The 17,596-nt window shown below is 72.5% G+C and carries 4 protein-coding genes; 1 reads left to right on the top strand and 3 read right to left on the bottom strand.

Annotation, left to right across the window (positions count from 1 at the left end; all coding sequences use genetic code 11):
* A complete protein-coding gene (locus EWH70_RS07345; RefSeq protein ID WP_130474499.1) occupies positions 1–1,065 on the top strand; it encodes an ABC transporter substrate-binding protein in 1,065 nt (354 codons plus the stop codon).
* A 476-nt stretch (positions 1,066–1,541) separates the two neighbouring features.
* Here EWH70_RS07345 and EWH70_RS07340 read toward each other — a convergent pair whose 3' ends face one another.
* Genes EWH70_RS07340 through EWH70_RS07330 form a run of 3 tightly spaced genes read right to left on the bottom strand, consistent with a single transcriptional unit; the run spans position 1,542 to position 17,556 of the window.
* Positions 1,542–1,751, bottom strand: coding sequence for an MbtH family protein (locus tag EWH70_RS07340; protein ID WP_130474498.1), 210 nt, complete (start codon positions 1,749–1,751; stop codon positions 1,542–1,544).
* A complete protein-coding gene (locus EWH70_RS07335; protein WP_240686850.1) occupies positions 1,748–16,213 on the bottom strand; it encodes a non-ribosomal peptide synthetase in 14,466 nt (4,821 codons plus the stop codon). Before EWH70_RS07335 ends, EWH70_RS07340 begins: the two co-directional genes overlap by 4 nt.
* The gene (locus tag EWH70_RS07330; RefSeq protein ID WP_130474496.1) at positions 16,210–17,556 is read right to left on the bottom strand and encodes a lysine N(6)-hydroxylase/L-ornithine N(5)-oxygenase family protein; all 1,347 of its coding nucleotides are present in this window, start codon (positions 17,554–17,556) and stop codon (positions 16,210–16,212) included. Before EWH70_RS07330 ends, EWH70_RS07335 begins: the two co-directional genes overlap by 4 nt.
* Positions 17,557–17,596: the final 40 nt, after the last annotated feature.

Raw genomic sequence — 17,596 nt, 5'->3', positions numbered from 1 at the left:
ATGCCCCCGCTGAACCGCCGGACCAGGCTGACCACGTTCGTGGCCGCCGGCCTGCTCGCCCTCGGCACACTCGCCGCCTGCGGGAACGAACCCGAGCAGGCGCCGGCCGGCGCCCCGGGCCCGGTCGCCGCACCGGTGGAGCCGAACGCGTTGCCGGCCACGGTGGAGCACAAGTTCGGCACCACGCAGATCACCGAGGAGCCCAAGCGAGTACTCGCCTACGGCTACACCGACCAGGATGTCCTGCTGGCGCTGGGAATCGTGCCGATCGCCACCACGAAGTGGCTCGGCAAGCACCCCGGCGAGATCGGGCCGTGGGCCACGCCGAAGCTGAACGGCGCACCGTTGCCGGAGGTCCTGGAGGCCACCGACGGCCCGCCGATGGAGAAGATCGCCCAGCTCGACCCGGACCTCATCGTGGCGCAGTACGCCGGGCTCACCGAGGACCAGTTCCGCAAGCTGTCCGAGATCGCCCCGGTCGTGGCGCAGCCCAAGGGCGTGCCGGACTACGGCATCAACTGGCAGGACAGCACCCGGACGATCGCCAGGGCCGTCGGCCGTCCCGCGGCAGGTGAGCGCCTCGTCGGCGAGGTCGAGGGCAAGCTCACCCAGGTCAAGCAGCAGCACCCCGAGTTCGCGGGCAAGACCGGCCTGATGGCCACGACCTACCAGGGCTACTTCGTGTTCGGCGGCTCCGACCCGCGCAACCGGCTTCTCGCCGCGCTGGGCTTCACCATGCCCGCCAACCTGGACGCCGCGATGGGTGACAAGTTCGGCGCCAACATCAGCCCGGAACGGACCGACCTGCTCAACGTCGACGCCATGGTGTGGCAGGTGTCGTCCGTCGCGGAGGGACAGGCGATCCTCGCCAAGGACGCGCTGTACAGCGGCATGCGGGTGGCGAAGGAGAAGCGGGAGATCCTGATCGAGGAGGGCAGCGACTACGGCTCGGCGATCTCGTTCGCCTCGCCGCTGTCCATCCCGTGGCTGCTGGACAAGCTGGTGCCGCAGCTGAGCGCCGCGGTCGACGGCAACCCGGCCACCGAGGTCAAGCCCGTGTCCTGACCGGACCTGGCAAAGGCGGGCTGACCTGGGGGCGGCCCGCCTTTGCCGTCTTCTCACCTGGTGCCGGTCACCCGCGTGAACGGCCCGCTCGCGCGAGTCCTCCCTTGCCGACCCGCGAGTCGTCCATTCCGGACCCCCGAGTTGCACGTTCCCGCCCGCCTGATCCCACTATCCGGCCTGCCGGTTCCAGATCACGAGACGAGCCCTGTTCTCGGGTGGCCGAACGGGCCGCTCGCGCGGGCCTGCCGGGCCGGACAGTGTGAAGGCCGAGTTTCTGTCGTCTCATGTGATGAAGGTGGCCTTCACGAACTCCCCACCCCGGCGCGGCAGCCTCACCAGTCACATCCGGCCCAACAGACACAGCCGCCACCACGAAAGAGACCCAGCAACCTCCCCCAATGTGGCATTGGGGAACTTGAACTCCCCCAATGCCACATTGGGGGCACACAGCACATCAGGCCAGGCGCGGGCGGGGGCTACTCGCCCATGGACTCGACCAGGCTGCGGGGGCGCAGGTCGGTCCAGTTGGCCTCGACGTAGTCGAGGCACTCCTGCTTCGGGCAGGGGCCGAACACGGTCGTCCACCCGGCGGGCACGGCGGCGAACTCGGGCCACAGGCTGTGCTGACCCTCGTCGTTGACCAGCACCAGGAACGTGCCGTCGGCGTCGTCGAACGGGTTGCTCATCGATTCTCCTCATCGGTAGCCGTCGTCAGGATGTCCACAAAGGACTCGGCCATGCGCTCGACCGTGGCCCGGTCGAACAGGTCGGTGGCGAAGCGCAGGTAGCAGGCGACCGGGGCGTCGTCGCGCGGCTCGAAGAAGCTGAGCGACAGGTCGGCGTCCGCGGTGCCGAGGTGGACCGACTCCATGTCCGCCTCGACGCCTGCCTCCTCGTGGTGCACCAGCAGCACCTGCGGACGCGGGACGGCCGTGCCGCTCCACGCCGGCACGCGGGCCAGCACCTCGTCGAACGGGACGTCCTGGTTGTCGAACGCGCCGAGGTCGGTCTCCCGCACCCGCGCCAGCAGCTCGGTGAAGCCGGGCCCGCCGCTGGTGTCCGTCCGCAGGATCACGGTGTTGGAGAAGCAGCCGACGAGGTCGGCCAACTGCTGCTCGGACCGCCCGGCGATGATCGCGCCCAGCGGCACGTCCGTGCCCGCGCCCAGCCGCGTGAGCAGGGTGGCGAACGCGGCCTGCACCACCATGAACATGCTCGTCCCGGTCGCCCGGGCCAGCTCGTCGACGGCCCGGTGCAGGCGCGAGTCCAGGGTGAACTCCACGAAGTCCCCGCGCCGCGTCGGCTCGGCGGGGCGCGGGCGGTCGAACGGCAGGGCCAGCTCGGCCGGGACGCCCCGCAGAACCCCCGCCCAGTATTCCAGCTGCCGGTCGGTGCGAAGGTCCGCGGCCCACCGGGTGTAGTCGGCGTAGCCGACCGGCAACTCCGGGAACCCCGGCGCCGCACCGGCCAGCCGCGCGGTGTAGGCGAGGTCGAGGTCACGCAGCAACGGCACCACCGACCACTCGTCCACACCCAGGTAGTACGCGGTGACCAGCAGCGCCTGACCGTCCACACCGGTCACCAGCCGGATCTTCAGCGGCGACTCGACGGCCAGGTCGCCACCGTCCACGACGATCCGGCGCATCGTCTCGTCCACGGTCGCCGGGGTGGTCACCTCGCCGAACACCTCGGCGGCGCCGAGCCGCTGGACGCCCGGCTCCTCGATCACCGAGGCCAGCGGCCGGTGCCGGGCCACCACGTCGCGCACCGCGGCGGCCATCGCCGCGGCGTCGAAGCCCTCCTCGCGGCGCAACGCGAGCGCGAGGTCGTAGCCGGGCCTGCCCGCGGCGCGGTACTCGTCCCACCTGCGACGCTGGACGGGCGCGAGCGGCAACACGTCCGGATGCGGCCCGGCGGGCCGCAGCGGCGAGCGGCCGGACTCGCCCCGGTCGAGCAGGGCGGCCAGCCCGGCGACCGTCGGATGGTCGAACACGTCCCGCAGGCTCAGCCGCGTCCCCAGTTCGGCGGAGATCCGGGCGACCAGCCGCATCGAGGCCATGGAGTGGCCGCCGAGCGCGAAGAAGTTGTCGTGCACACCGACTTCCGGCAGCCCGAGCACGTCGGCCACCAGCGCGGCGACCGCCGCCTGCTCCTGCGTGGCCGGCCGGTCGTCGCCGGTCAGCACCGTCCAGTCGGGCGCGGGCAGGGCACGCCGGTCCAGCTTGCCGTTCGGGGTGAGCGGCAGCGGGCCGTCCAGCTCGACGATCAGCGCCGGGATCATGTACTCCGGCAACAGTTCCGCGAGGTGCTCCCGCAGCGAGCCGACCGGCCCGGTCGGCACGACGTAGCCGACCAGCCTGGCCACGCCCGCGGTCTCGTCCACCACCACCGCGGCCTGCCCGACGGCCGGATGACTGCTCAGCGCCGCGGCGACCTCGCCGGGCTCGACCCGGAACCCGCGGATCTTCACCTGCTCGTCGGCCCGGCCGAGGAAGTCGATGTTGCCGTCGGCACGCCAGCGTGCCCGGTCGCCGGTGCGGTACATCCGCGAGCCGGGCTCCCCGAACGGGCAGGGCAGGAACCGTTCCGCGGTCAGCCCGTGCCGCCCGAGGTAACCCAGCGCCAGCCCGCGGCCGCCGATGTACAGCTCACCGGCGACGCCCAGCGGCACCGGACGGAGCCGGTCGTCCAGGATGTACGCCGTCGTGTTCGGGTCCGGCACACCGATCGGCACCCCGCCGCCGTCGGTCCGCCGGGCGAGCCACAGCGTGGAGTTCACCGTGGCCTCGGTCAGTCCGTACGCGACCAGCATGTCCATCCGGTGCGCCCAGCGGTCGATGACCGCGGGTGGCACGACCTCGGTGCCGACCAGGATCGTCGCGCCGTCGGGCAGTTCGCAGCCCTCGGGCAGGGCGGCGACCAGCGACGGCGGCAGGATCATGTGGGTGATCCCGCGTTCGGCCAGGAAACCGGTCAGCTCGGGACCGGCGACGCGCACGTCGTCGGGTGCCACGACCAGCCGCCCGCCGACACACAACGCCATCGTCAGCTCGAACACCGTGACGTCGAAACCGACCGACGCGAACTGCAGCACCCGGCTGTCCTCGGTGACGCCCATGCGGTCGATCGCCGTCGCGGCGAGGCTGGCGATGCCCTCGTGTGGCACCACGACGCCCTTCGGCCGCCCGGTGGACCCGGACGTGTAGATGACGTACGCGGGCGAGTCCAGCTTCGCCGGTCCCGCGCCGAACACCGGGCCGCCCGGTGCCTGCCGGTCGAGCACCACGACGTCCACACCGGACACCTCGGGCAGCGCCTGCCCCGCCTCGGCGACCACCAGCCGGGCGCCGGAGTCGGCGATCATGAACGCGATCCGGTCCGCCGGGTGCGTCAGGTCCAGCGGCAGGTAGGCCGCACCCAGCTTGAGGACGCCGAGCACGGTGGCGACCTGGTCGGCCGACTTCGGCACGGCGATACCGACGACGTCACCTGGCCGCGCCCCTCGTGCGGCCAGCTGCCTGGCGACGGCCTCGGCGTGCGCGTCGAGACCGCCGTAGGTCACCGAGTGGGCCCGGTCGGCGACGGCCACCGCGTCCGGTGCCGCCGCCACCCTGCGCGCGAACAGCTCGGGCAGCGTCAGCTCCGGGACCTGTCGTGCCGTGTCGTTGAACGTCACCAGCACGCGGTCGCGTTCGGACTCCTCCAGCAGGTCGAGGTCGGCGACCGGCCGCGCCGGCTCTTCGCCCGCCTGGGCGAGCAGCCGGACCAGCCGTCCGGCCATCGACTCGGCGGTGGCGTCGTCGAACAGGTCGGTGGCGTAGTTGAGCACGACCGAGAGCTGATCGGTGTCGGGCCGGTCGACGACGACGAACGCGAGGTCGAACTGCGCGGCACCGGTGTCGGTGGTCAGCCATTCCGTGGGCAGCCCGAGCACCTCGGGGTCGCCGCCGGGCCGGTGGTGGTAGGCCACCATCACCTGGAACAGTGGGTTGCGCCCGGCCAACCGGGGCGGGTTGAGCGTCTCCACCACGCGGTCGAACGGCAGGTCCTGGTTGTCGAACGCCGCGAAGTCCGTCTCCCGGACCCGGTCCAGCAACCCGCGGAACGTCGGGTCGCCGCTCACGTCGGTGCGCAGCACCAGGGTGTTGACGAAGAACCCGACCAGGTCGTCCAGCCGGGTGTCGGTGCGGCCGGCGACCGGCGCGCCCAGCGGGAGGTCGGTGCCCGCGCCCAGCCGGTACAGCAGCGCCGCGACGGCCGCGTGCGCGACCATGAACATGCTGGCGCCGGACTCGTTCGCCAGCTCCCGCAGCGCCCGCACGGTCTCCCGCGGCACCTCGGCACGCACCTTGCCGCCCTGACCCGTCGGCCGGGGTGGCCGGGGCCGGTCGGCGGGCAGCGTGATCTCCTCGGGCAGCCCGTCCAGCGTCCTGGCCCAGAACGCCTCCTGCTCCGCGCCGATCTCGCCGTCGAGCAGCCGTTGCTGCCACAGCGTGTAGTCCGCGTACTGGACGGGCAGCGGTGTCCACTCCGGAGCCCTGCCCGCGACGCGGGCCCGGTAGGCGGTGGCCAGGTCGGCGAGGAACGGCCGGTCGGACCACTCGTCGGTGGCGATGTGGTGCAGCACGACGGCGAGCACCTGGTCGGCCTCGCCGATCCGGAGCACGCAGACCCGCAGCGGTGGCTCGGTCCGCAGGTCGAACGGCGCCCGCACCAGTTCGGTGACCGTCGTGTCCAGTTCGGACTCGGCGAGGTCGCGGACCTCGACCGGCAGCGGCACGTCCACCAGTTGCTGGACCATGTCGGGGAACACCGTGCGCAGCACCTCGTGCCGCTTCCGCAGGTCGTCGACCGCGGCCCGCAGCGCGCCGACGTCGAGGCGGCCACGCAGGCGGACCACCATCGGGAAGTGGTAGGCCGCGCCGCCGCCCAGCTCGGCGAGCAGCAGCAGCCGTTTCTGGGCCGCCGACAGCGGAACCCGCGCCGGGCGGTCCACCCTGGTGAGCACCGGCCGCGCCGACCGCCCACCGGTTCGCGGCGCCAGCCGGGCCACGGTCGGCGCGTCGAACAGGTCCCGGATGGCCAGCTCGGCACCCAGTTCCGTGCGGGCCCGGCTGATCAGCCTGGTGGCCAGCAGCGAATGGCCGCCGAGGTCGAAGAAGTTGTCGTCGACACCGACCTCCGGCAGGCCGAGCAACTCCGCGAACAGGCCGCACAGCACCCGTTCGGCGTGCGTCTCCGGCGGCCGCGACGCGGTGAGCGCGACGGCGGGCGCGGGATCGGGCAGCGCGCGGACGTCGAGTTTTCCGTTGGCGGTCAACGGAATCTCCCGCAGCACGACCAGCGCCGCCGGGACCATGTAGTCGGGCAGGCTCTCCGCGAGCGCGGCCCGCAGCTCGGCCGTCAGCGCCGCCGCGCCCCGCCCCGCGGACGGGTCGTTGGCCAGCGGCACCGAGCCCGCCGGCAGGTACAGCCCGCCGGTGGGCCGGTCGTCCCGCAGGAACACGGCGTCCAGGCCACCGTCGGTCCACGTCACGTGGACGCGATAGCCGAGTTCGGCACCCAGCCGGTGCAGGTCCTCCTGCTCGACTCCCTGGCCGAGGCGCGCGTCCGGGATGGGACCGACGCGCACGGCGTCGACCTCGCCCAGCTCGTCCCGCAGCTGACCGTGCCACTCCCGGCGCGGAAGCCCGGCCAGCTCGACGACGTCGGCCGGGTTCTTCCGCAGCACCACGTCGTAGCGGTAACGGCTCAGCTCGTTGTGGTACCGCGCCCGCTTGGTGCGGATCTCCACCCGGACGCCGGGCAGGCGGTCCTCCAGTGCGGCGAAGTAGTCCGGATCGAGCAGCAGTTCCTTCTCCATGGCGACGCCGCGGTCGACCGCCGCGCGCAGCGCCGCGGGCGACACGCCCTTGGCCAGCTGCACCTCGGTGTGGAACGCCTCGATCAGCCGCAGGTTGCGGACGTCGCCGACGAACAACGCCCCGCCGGGCGCGAGCAGCCGCACGGCACCCGCGATGACGTGGGTCAGGTAGTCGGCGCTGGGGAAGTACTGGACGACCGAGTTGATCACGATCGTGTCGAACCTGCCCTCGGGCAGCCCCGACAGGTCGTCCGCCCGCTGACACCGCAGCTCGACGCGGGAAGCCAGCTCCGGGTCGGCGGCCAGCTCGGTGCGCAGCTTCTCGATGACCGGCGCGGCGAAGTCGGTGGCCCAGTAGGCCTCCACCTCCGGTGCGAGCCTGCCGAGCAGCAACCCGGTGCCGACGCCGATCTCCAGCACCCGCCGGGGCGCCAGCTCACGGATCCGCTCGACGGTGGCCTCGCGCCACTCCCGCATGTGCTCGACGTCGATGGGTTCGCCGTCGTAGCTGGAGTCCCAGCCCGCGAAGTCCTCCTCGAAGACCGCCACCGGGATCTCGGTGTACTCGTCGGAGTAGACCTCCTGCCACTGGTCGACCTGCTCGGTCTCGGCCTCGTTCCGGGCGGCGCCGGTGAGCCGGGCCGGGACGACGTAGCCGACGAGCCGCCGCACCCCGGGTGTGGTCGGGTCGTCCTGCGCGACGACGGCGGCGTGCGCGACCCGTGGATCACGGCTCAGTGCCGACTCGATCTCCCCCAGCTCGACCCGGTAACCACGGATCTTGACCTGGTCGTCGGTGCGGCCGAGGAAGTCGATGTTGCCGTCGTGGCGCCTGCGCACCAGGTCGCCGGTGCGGTACATGCGGCTGCCCGGCTCGCCGAACGGGTCAGCGACGAACCGGTCCGCGGTGAGCGCGGGGCGGTCCAGGTAACCGCGGGCGAGGCCGGTGCCCGCGATGTACAGCTCCCCTGCCACGCCGTCGGGCACGGGCCGCAGCCAGGCGTCCAGGATGTAGGTGTTGGTGTTCCAGATCGGCCTGCCGACGGTGGACGTGTCGCTGTCGGTGGTGCCGCCGCCGAGGGTGTTGATCGTGTACTCGGTCGGGCCGTACAGGTTGTAGCCGTAGGTGCCCTCGGTGTCGCGCAGCCGCGACCACACCTGCTCGGACACCGCCTCACCGCCGAGCAGCACCAGCGGCGGCCGGTGCCCGTCCAGCAACCCGGCCTCGAACAGCAGGTGGGCGTAGGTCGGGGTGACGTTGACGACGTCGATGCGGTGGGTGTCGCAGTAGGACGCGAGCGCGGCGGCGTCGCGGCGCAGCTCCTCGTCGCAGACGTGCACCTCGTGGCCTTCGACCAGCCACAGGAGTTCCTCCCACGACATGTCGAAGCCGAACGACACGGTGTGCGCGATCCGCAGCCGCCTGCCGCCCGCGCTCGCCACGGCGGGGCCGAAGATGGCCTCCTGGTGGTTGAGCTGCATGTTGGTCAGCCCGCGGTACGGCGTGACGACGCCCTTGGGGCGCCCGGTGGAGCCGGACGTGTAGATCACGTACGCGGCGTGTTCCAGCCTGCCCGGCCGGTCCCGTTCGAAGCCGGGAACGACGAGCGGGGCGTCGGAGTAACGGTCGAGGTCCAGCTCGTCCAGTACCAGCCGGGTGGCGGTGGTCTCGACGTCCAGTCCCGCCGCGGAGGTGGTGACCAGACAGGCCGGACGGGCGTCGTCGACCATCACCGCGAGGCGCTCGGCCGGATAGTCAAGTTCCAGCGGCAGGTAGGCCGCGCCGGTACGCAGCACGGCGAACAACGCGACCACCATGTCGGCGGAGCGGGGCAGGCCCAGGGCCACGACCTGCTCGGGGCCGACGCCGTGTTCGCGCAGCAGCCGGGCCATGCGGTTGATCCGGCCGTCGAGCTGGGCGTAGGTGAGCTTCTCGGCCCCGAACACCAGTGCCGTCGCGTCCGGCGTGCGTTCCGCCTGCGCCGCCAGGAAATCGGCGACGGTGTCGTTCGGCAGCTCGGCGGAGCGGCCCGACCAGCCGCGTTCCAGCTCCCTGCGCTGCTGCTCCGTGGGCGCGCCGAGCGTGCCCACCGGCGCGTCCGGGTCAGCGACCATTTCCCGCACCAGCCCGGCGAACCGGTCCAGCAGGGCGAACGCGCTGCCCGCGTCGACGACGTCGTCCCGGTAGGACAGCGTGGCCCGCATGCGCTCGCCGGGCGTGAGCACGAGGGTCAGCGGATAGTGGGTGGCGTCGAAGTTGGCCAGTGCCGTCACACCGTGCCGCCTGCGCAGCCCGTCCAGGCGCTGCTCGCCGTCGGCGTCACGCAGCACGAACAGCGTGTCGAACAGCGTCCGGTGCCCCGACTCGGCCTGGATCGTGCCGAGCCCGGCGAACTCGTAGTCGTTGAGTGCCATGCGCTCGGCCTGCAACCGCCGCAGCAGGTCCAGGACGGACTCCGCCGGGTCGAACGTGACCCGCACCGGCACGGTGTTGAGGAACAGGCCGATGATCGTCTCGACGTCCGGCACGGCCGCCACCCGCCCGGCGACGGCGGCGCCGAACACGACGTCCTGCCTGCCGGTCAGCCCGGACAGCACCAGCGCCCAGGCCGCGTTCAGCACGCTGTTGACAGTGAGGCCGTGCTGCCGGGCCTGCTCCCGCAGTGCGCGGGTCTCCTCGGCGGTGAACAGGACGTCGATGCCCGTCGGCAGGGCGGGTTCGGCCTCCTGCCGGACCGGGCCGACCAGTGTCGGCTCGTCCAGGCCGGCCAGTGCGTTCCGCCAGGCGGCCGCGGCCTCGGCCGTGTCCTGCTCGGCCAGCCACGCGAGGTAGTCGCGGTAGGAGCCCGGCGCCGGGAGGTCGGCGTCCGGCGTCTCGTAGAGCGCGAGCAGCTGCTCGATGAACTGCCACGCCGACCAGCCGTCCCACAGCAGCAGGTGCCGGTGCAGGACGATCCGGGCCCTGCCCGGCCCGAGGTGCACCAGAATCACCCGGAACAGCGGCGGCCTGGCCAGGTCGAACGGTTCCGCCCGGTCGGCGGCCATCAGCTCGGTGAGACGTTCGGGCGCGTCCGAGAGGTCCACTTCGGACACCGGCGGCTCGGCCTCGGCGAGCACGAACTGGACCGGCCCGGGCAGGCCCTCGCTGGTGAACCCGGCCCGCAGTCCGGTGTGCCTGGCCAGCATCGCGGCGACAGCCGCGCGCAGCCGGCCCGCGTCCAGGTCCCGGTCGAGGTCGATGGCCTCCTGGACGGTGTAGACGTCCGATCCGCTGTCGAAGCCGGCGTGGAAGAACAGCCCCTCCTGCAACGGCGACAGCGGCCAGACCTCGGCCACCGGCCCCGGGCTGACCACCTGCCCGGCGTCGACGGAGATCAGCTCACGGTCGCCGCCACGGCTGTCGTCGACCAGCCGTGCCCGCGCCGCCAGCGCCGCAGGGGTGCGCAGGGTGAACACGTCGCTCGGGCTGACCGCCAGTCCCGCCCGGCGGGCACGGCTGGACACGCTGATCGACGAGATGCTGTCGCCGCCGAGCAGGAAGAAGTCGTCCTCGGCACCGACCTCGCCGAGTCCCAGCACCTCGGCGAAGATCTCGGCGAGCAGCACCTCCCGCGCGCCCTCGGCCGCCCTGCCGGACGCCGCGACGGCGTGCGGGGCGGGCAGCGCGGCGGCGTCGAGCTTGCCGCTCGGGGTGAGCGGCAGGTCGTCCAGCACCACGATCGCGGACGGCACCATCGCCTGGGGCAGCGTCAGTTCGGCAGTGGCGACGTCCCGGTCGGCCACGACGTATCCGACCAGCGCGCCGTCGCGGACGACCGCGGCGGCCCGACTGACCCCGTCCAGCGCGCCCAGCGCCGCCTCGACCTCGCCCAGCTCGATCCGGTTGCCGCGGACCTTCACCTGCCGGTCGGTGCGGCCCAGGTACTCCAGGACGCCGTCCGGGCGGCGGCGGACCAGGTCGCCGGTGCGGTACAGGCGCTGTCCCGGTTCGCCGAACGGGTCGGCGACGAACCGTTCCGCGGTCAGCCCGGGCCGGTCGTGGTAGCCGCGGGCAAGCTGCACGCCGGCCAGGTACAGCTCGCCGGGCACCCCGTCGGGGACCGGCCGCAGCGCGGCGTCGAGCACGTGGCAGCGGGTGTTCCACACCGGACGTCCGATGGGGACGGTCGGGTCGGCCGCGCCCTCGAACGGGAAGTAGGTGACGTCGACGGCCGCCTCGGTCGGGCCGTAGAGGTTGTGCAGTGGCACGCCGGTGAGCTGCTGCCACCGCGCCGCGAGGTCGCCGCCGAGTGCCTCGCCGCTGGCGAACACCCTGCGCAGGCTCGCCGCCCACGCCGGGTCCGCGGTCACCTCGTCGCTGGCGAGGAAACCGGCCAGCATGGCCGGGACGAAGTGCAGCGTGGTGACCCGCTCGCGGCGGACCAGTTCGGCCAGGTAGGCCGGGTCGCGGTGGCCGTCCGGCCGGGCGAACACGACTGCGGCGCCGTGCAGCAGCGGCCAGAAGAACTCCCACACCGACACGTCGAAGCTGGACGGTGTCTTCTGCAGCACCCGGTCCTCGCCGGTGAGCCCGTACTCGTGCTGCATCCACGCCAGCCGGTTGCCGATGGCGCGATGCGTGACCACCACGCCCTTCGGACGGCCGGTGGAGCCGGAGGTGTAGATCAGGTAGGCCGCGTTGTCCGGCGCCGCCGGGCGCACGTCAGCCTCGGCGCCGTCCCCGTCGACGCGGAGGTTCTCCACGCCGGGCAAGTCGGTAGGGCTCACGGCCAGCCGGGCGCCGGAGTCGGCGAGCATGAACGCGATCCGCTCGGGCGGGTAGTCGAGGTCCAGCGGCAGGTACGCGGCACCGGACTTGAGCACGCCCAGCAACGCGACGAGCAGCCCGGCCGAGCGCGGCACGGCGACGGCGACGACCTGTTCCGGCCCCGCGCCCCGCGCGGCCAGGCGGCGGGCGAGGCGGTCCGCGGCGGCGTCCAGCTCGGCGTAGGTGAGCCTGCCGTCCTCGGCGACGACCGCGACGGCGTCCGGTGTCCTGGCGGCCTGCGCAGCGATCGACGCGGCCAGCGTCGCGGCGGGTACCGGGTGCGCCGTGTCGTTGCCGCCGTCGATGCGGGCGATTTCCGCGTCCGACAGCAGCCGCGCCTGCCCGACCAGGGAGCCGAGGTCGGCGGTCATCGTCTCCAGCAGCCGCAGGAGGCGGTCGAGCAGCAGCTCGGCGTCCGCGGGGTCCACCCGGGCGGCGTCGTACTTGAGGCTGAACTCCAGGCGGCGCCCGGTAGCGACGATCAACGCGACCGGGTAGTGCACGGCGTCGACGATCTCCACGCCGGTGACCGGCAGTTCGGTGTCCCGCGGGTAGTTCTCCACCACGACCAGCGTGTCGAACAGCTCGTCGCGGATCCCGGTCAGCCGCTGCAGCTCGGCCAGGCCGATCTGCTGGTGGTCGAGCAGCTCGCTCTGCTCGGCCTGCAGCCGGCGCAGGGTCTCGGCGAACGTGTCGCCCGGCGCCCAGCGCAGCCGCAGCGGGACGGTGTTGATGAACAGGCCGACCGCCGACTCGATACCGGCGACCTCCGCACCACGGCCGGACACGGTGCTGCCGAACGTGAGGTCACGCTGCCCGGTCAGGTGGCCCAACAGCAGGCCCCACGCGCCGTGCAGGACGGTGCCCAGCGTCAGCCCGCGTTCCTGGATCCGGTTCCGCAGCCGGGTGGTGTCGCGTTCGGACAGTACGGCCGTGGTCTTGTCCGGACGCATCGGCCCGGCCGGGCCGGATTCGACCAGCCTGGTGGGGCCGTCCACACCGGCCAGTGCGGTGCCCCAGGCCCGCAGCGCCTCGTCGTGGTCGCGGCGGGCGAGCACGCTCAGGTAGTCACGCCGGGAGCTGGGCGGTGACTCGCCCGGCCCGGCGAGCAGCTCGCGCAGCATGACCACGACCGACCAGCCGTCGGCGACGATGTGGTGGAACGTGATCGCCAGCCGCGTCCGCTCCCCGCGGACCAGGGCGAACCGCACCAGCGTGCTGTTCTCCAGGTCGAACGGCCGGGCGCGGTCCTCGGCGAGCAGTTCCTCGCCACCCTCCCGCCACGGGACCTCGGCGTGTGCGCGGACGACCTGCACGACCTGACCGTCCTGGCGTTGCAGGAAACCCGAGCGCAGCGAGGAGTGGCGGTCGAGCAGGTTCTGCGCGGCCTGCCGCAGCGCGGCCGCGTCCACGGGACCGTCCAGGTCGAAGATCTCCTGGATCGTGTAGACGTCACCGGCCTCGGGGTCGAACTTGGCGTGGAAGAAGAATCCCTCCTGCAGCGGGGTGACCGGCAGGATCTCCTCGATGTCGCCGAACCGGGCGGCTTCCTCCGCGGTCGGTTCGAGCGCGGCGATGCCGGGCCGCTCGTCGACCTGCTTCTCCCGCGCGACCGCGGCCAGCTGCTCAGGTGTGCGGAACCCGAACACCTGGCGGGGCGTGATAGTCAGCCCGCGCCGCGCGGCGCCGAGTACCAGCCGGATCGACGTGATGCTGTCGCCGCCGAGCAGGAAGAAGTCGTCCTCGATGCCGACCGTGTCCAGGCCGAGCACCTCGGCGTAGAGGTCGCAGAGCGTGCTTTCCCTGGCGTCACGCGGCGGGCGGCCGGTGCTCAGCGCGCCGAAGTCGGGCGCGGGCAGCGCGGCCCGGTCCAGCTTGCCGTTGGTCATGACCGGCAGGTCGGCCAGCGGGACGAACGCGGCGGGCACCAGGTAGGCGGGCAGCCGGTCCTCGGTGTAGGCCCGCAGGGCCTTCATCAGGGCCGTGACGTCACGGAACGGCGCGGGCCGGTTGGCCACAGGGTGCTCGCCGGCGGGGCGGTACAGCGGGGCGGCACCGAACACGACGTCGAACCGGCCGTCCGTGGCGCAGGCGGTCCAGGTCAGTGCGGCGTCGTGGCCGAGTTCCTCGCCGATCGCCGCGATGGCCTCGGGGTCGATGCCCGGCTCCGGCTCGGGGCCGCCGTCGATCCGGCTCAGCGCACGCAGGTCCTCGGTGAGCCGCGCGTTGGGCACGCCGGTGACCCGCAGCGGCCCGCGGGCCAGCGCGTCCCGGACGTCGTCGAGCGAGGTGACGTCGGTGCCCCAGCGCAGTTCCTCCGGCTGCCGCCGTGACGCGGGCGCGGCCTTGCGCAGCACGACGTCGTAGCGGTAGCGGCTCAGCTCGTTGTGGTAGGCCGCCCGCTTGAGCCGCAGGTCGAAGTCCCAGCCAAGGCCCGCGAAGAAGTCCGGGTCCAGCAGGAGTTCGCCCTCCCAGGCGACGGCGGCGTCGACGGCGGCCCGCGCGCCGGTCCGTCCCGCCTCGACCCCGGCCCGCAGCGTCCGCAGCAGGCGCAGGTTGCGGACGTCGCCGAGGAACACGGCACCGCCGGGGGCCAGCAGGTCGAGTGCGTGGCGCAGCACGTCGACGAGGTAGTCGGCACTCGGGAAGTACTGCGCGACCGAGTTGATCACGACGGTGTCGAAGAATCCGCCGGGCAGGCCGGTGAAGTCGTGGGCGGGCTGGGCCCGCAGGGTGACGATGTCGCGCAGGCCGTCGATGCGGCTGTCCAGGAGTTCGATGACCTCCTCGGACAGGTCCAGGCCCCAGTAGGCCTCGCAGCCTGGGGCGACCTGCGACAGGATCAGGCCGCTGCCGACACCGATCTCCAGCACCCGCCGGGGGTTCAGCTCCCGGATGCGGTCCACGGTCGCCGCACGCCACGCGCGCATGTCGTCCAGTGGCAGGGCCGAGCCGTCGTAGGTGCTGTTCCAGCCGGAGAAGTCCTCGTCGAACGGGTCGCCGCCGGCGACCGAGTAGAGCAGTTCGTGCAGGCCCTTCCACTGGCCGACCTGCTCGCGCTCACGCCGCTCGTCCCTGGCAGGCGCCTGGTCGGCGTGTGGCACGACGTAGGCGACCAGCCTGCGGTCGCCCGGCTTGACCTCCCGGGGGACCACGGCGACGCGGTCCACCGCCTCGTGTGCGGCGAGCACGGACTCGATCTCGCCGGGCTCCACGCGGTGGCCGCGGATCTTGACCTGGTGGTCGCTGCGGCCGAGGAAGTCGATGTTGCCGTCCTCGCGCCAGCGGGCGCGGTCGCCGGTGCGGTACATGCGTGCCCCGGGGCGCCCGAACGGGTCAGCGACGAACCGTTCCGCGGTCAGCGCCGCGCGCCCGACGTAACCGCGGGCGAGACCGCGGCCGCCGACGTACAGCTCGCCCTCCTCGCCGACGGGCACCGGGCGTAGCGCGTCGTCGAGGATGTAGCAGCGGGTGTTCGGGTCCGGCCTGCCGATCGGCACCGGACCGGTCCAGCCGGGTTCGGCAGGCCACAGGGTCGAGTTCACCGTCGCCTCGGTCAGGCCGTACGCGGCCACCACCCGCAGGCGCCGCGACCAGCGGGCGACCAGTTCGGGCGGGACGGTCTCGGTACCCACGATCAACACGGCGCCCTCGGGCAGCTCGCACTCGGCCGGCAGGGCCGCCACCAGCGACGGCGGCAGGATCATGTGGGTGGCGCCGTGGGCGGCGATGTAGTCGGTCAGCTCGGGCCCGGGAACCCGGCGGTGCGACGGCACCAGGATCACCCTGCCGCCCACGCACAGCGACATCACCAGGTCCCACACGGTCACGTCGAAGCCGACCGACGCGAACTGCACCACGCGGCTGTTCGCGTCGATGCCGATGCGGTCGGTCGCGGTGGCGATCAGGCTGCCGATGCCGTCGTGGGACAGCACGACGCCCTTGGGCGTGCCCGTCGACCCGGACGTGTAGATCACGTACGCCGCGCGGTCCAGCCGCGCCGGTCCGCCAACCGGCGCGGCTGGAGTCCCGGCCAGCTCGTTCAGGACGTCCGGGTCGTCCAGTGCCAGGACGTCGTGCCCGGCGGGCAGCTCCGCCAGCTGGTCCACTGTGGACAACACGAGCCGGGCACCCGCGTCGGTGAGCAGGTAGGCGATCCGCTCCTCCGGGTGGTCCAGGTCGACCGGGAGGTAGGCGGCGCCCGCCTTCATCACCGCGAGCAACGCGACGACCAGCCGTGGTTCGCGGGGCAGCGCGACCGCGACCACGTCCTCGTCGCGCACTCCCCTCGCGGCCAGCAGCCGCGCCAGGCGGTTGGCCTCGGCGTCCAGTTCGCGGTAGGTGATCGCCTCGTCCTCGCAGACGAGGGCGACCGCGTCGGGTGTGGTGGCGGCCTGGCGTTCGAACGCCGCGGGCCAGGTCAGCTCGGGTACCTCGCGCTCGTCGCCGACGAACTCGCTGACGAACTCGACGCTCACCGCGATCCGGCCCCGATGACGGCGTACTCCGGCGCAGGCAGCGTGGCCCGCCGTGCCACCACGGAATCCAGGATCTCGCCGACCCGGACGGCCGTGTTGGACAGCAGCGAGGAGGTGATCCCGTGCGTGTGCTCGGTTCCGCCCTGCAGGTAGATCCCGGCCCGGATCCTGTCGTCGGTGCGCAGCCGGTAGTCCCGCTCCACCAGCACGTTGCCCTGGCCGTCGCGGGCACAGCGCTGGCCCAGCTCGCCGAGCACCGGCAGCGGGTCGGCGGGCCGGTACCCCGTCGCGTACACCACGACGTCGGCGTCGAGCACCGTGCGCTCGCCCGTGGTCAGCTCCTCGATCGTGGTTCGCACCCCGGCCGGGGTCTCGACGACCTCCAGCGGCCGGGAGACGTTGAACATCCGCAGCCGCTGGGCGCCGGTGACCTTCTCCCGGTACATCCGCCGGTACAGCTCGTCGATCAGGTCGATGTCCACGGCGGAGTAGTTGGTGTTGGCGTGGTAGCCGAGCAGCCGCTGCTTGACGGCGTCCGGCGCGGTGTAGAAGTGGTCGACCGCCTCCGGGTCGAAGATCCGGTTGGCGAACGAGCTGTCGTCGGACGGGCTGTAGCCGTAGCGGGCGAACACCGAGCAGACCTCGGCGCGGGGGAACCGGTCGTGCAGGAAGGCGGTCACCTCGGCGGCGCTCTGCCCGGCACCGACGACGACGAACCGGCCCGGGTCGAGGTCGGCCAGGCCGTCCACCCGGTGCAGCAGCTCGTGGTTGTGCCAGATCCGGTCGCTGCGCACCACGCCCTCGGGCAGCTGCGGGCGCAGCCCGGTGCCGATCGCGAGATTGCGGGCCCGGAAATCGGTTTCCTCACCGTTGGCGGTGCGGACGCGGACGTCGAAGAAGTCGACATGGTCGCCGGAAATGACCGGTTCGACACCGATTACCTGGCTGCCGTAGGAAACCAGGTCGTCGACCTTCGCGGCAGACCATTCGAAGTAGTCGTGGAACTCGATCCGCAACGGGAACAGGTTCTTGTGGTTGATGAAATCGACCAGCCTGCCGCGGGCGTGCAGATAGGACAGGAAACTGAACTCGCTGGCCGGATTCCGCATGGTGACGAGGTCCTTGAGGAACGAAACCTGCATCGTCGCGTCCTCGATGAGCATGCCGCGGTGCCAGCCGAAGCGGGGCTGCTGCTCGAAGAAGTGCGCCGTGACGGGCTCGACTCGCGGCACGGCGGCGTTGTGCTCCGTCAACGCGATCGCCAGGGCCAGGTTCGATGGCCCGAAACCCACCCCGATCAGGTCGTACACCGGTCCGTCTTCCCCGGGCACTGACAGCGACATAAAGGTCTCCTCAGCCAGACAACACAGGGAACCCTAACCT

The sequence above is a fragment of the Amycolatopsis suaedae genome (genome assembly GCF_004214935.1).
Classification (GTDB): Bacteria; Actinomycetota; Actinomycetes; order Mycobacteriales; family Pseudonocardiaceae; genus Amycolatopsis; species Amycolatopsis suaedae.
The sequence above is the reverse complement of the archived record's forward strand: the minus strand, read 5'-3'. Positions and strand labels throughout refer to the sequence as shown.

Bases quoted from the DNA above. Each gene is read 5' to 3' on its own strand.
- EWH70_RS07345 (WP_130474499.1), top strand. From the start codon at position 1: ATGCCCCCGCTGAACCGCCGGACCAGGCTGACCACGTTCGTGGCCGCC.
- EWH70_RS07340 (WP_130474498.1), bottom strand. From the start codon at position 1,751: ATGAGCAACCCGTTCGACGACGCCGACGGCACGTTCCTGGTGCTGGTC.
- EWH70_RS07330 (WP_130474496.1), bottom strand. From the start codon at position 17,556: ATGTCGCTGTCAGTGCCCGGGGAAGACGGACCGGTGTACGACCTGATC.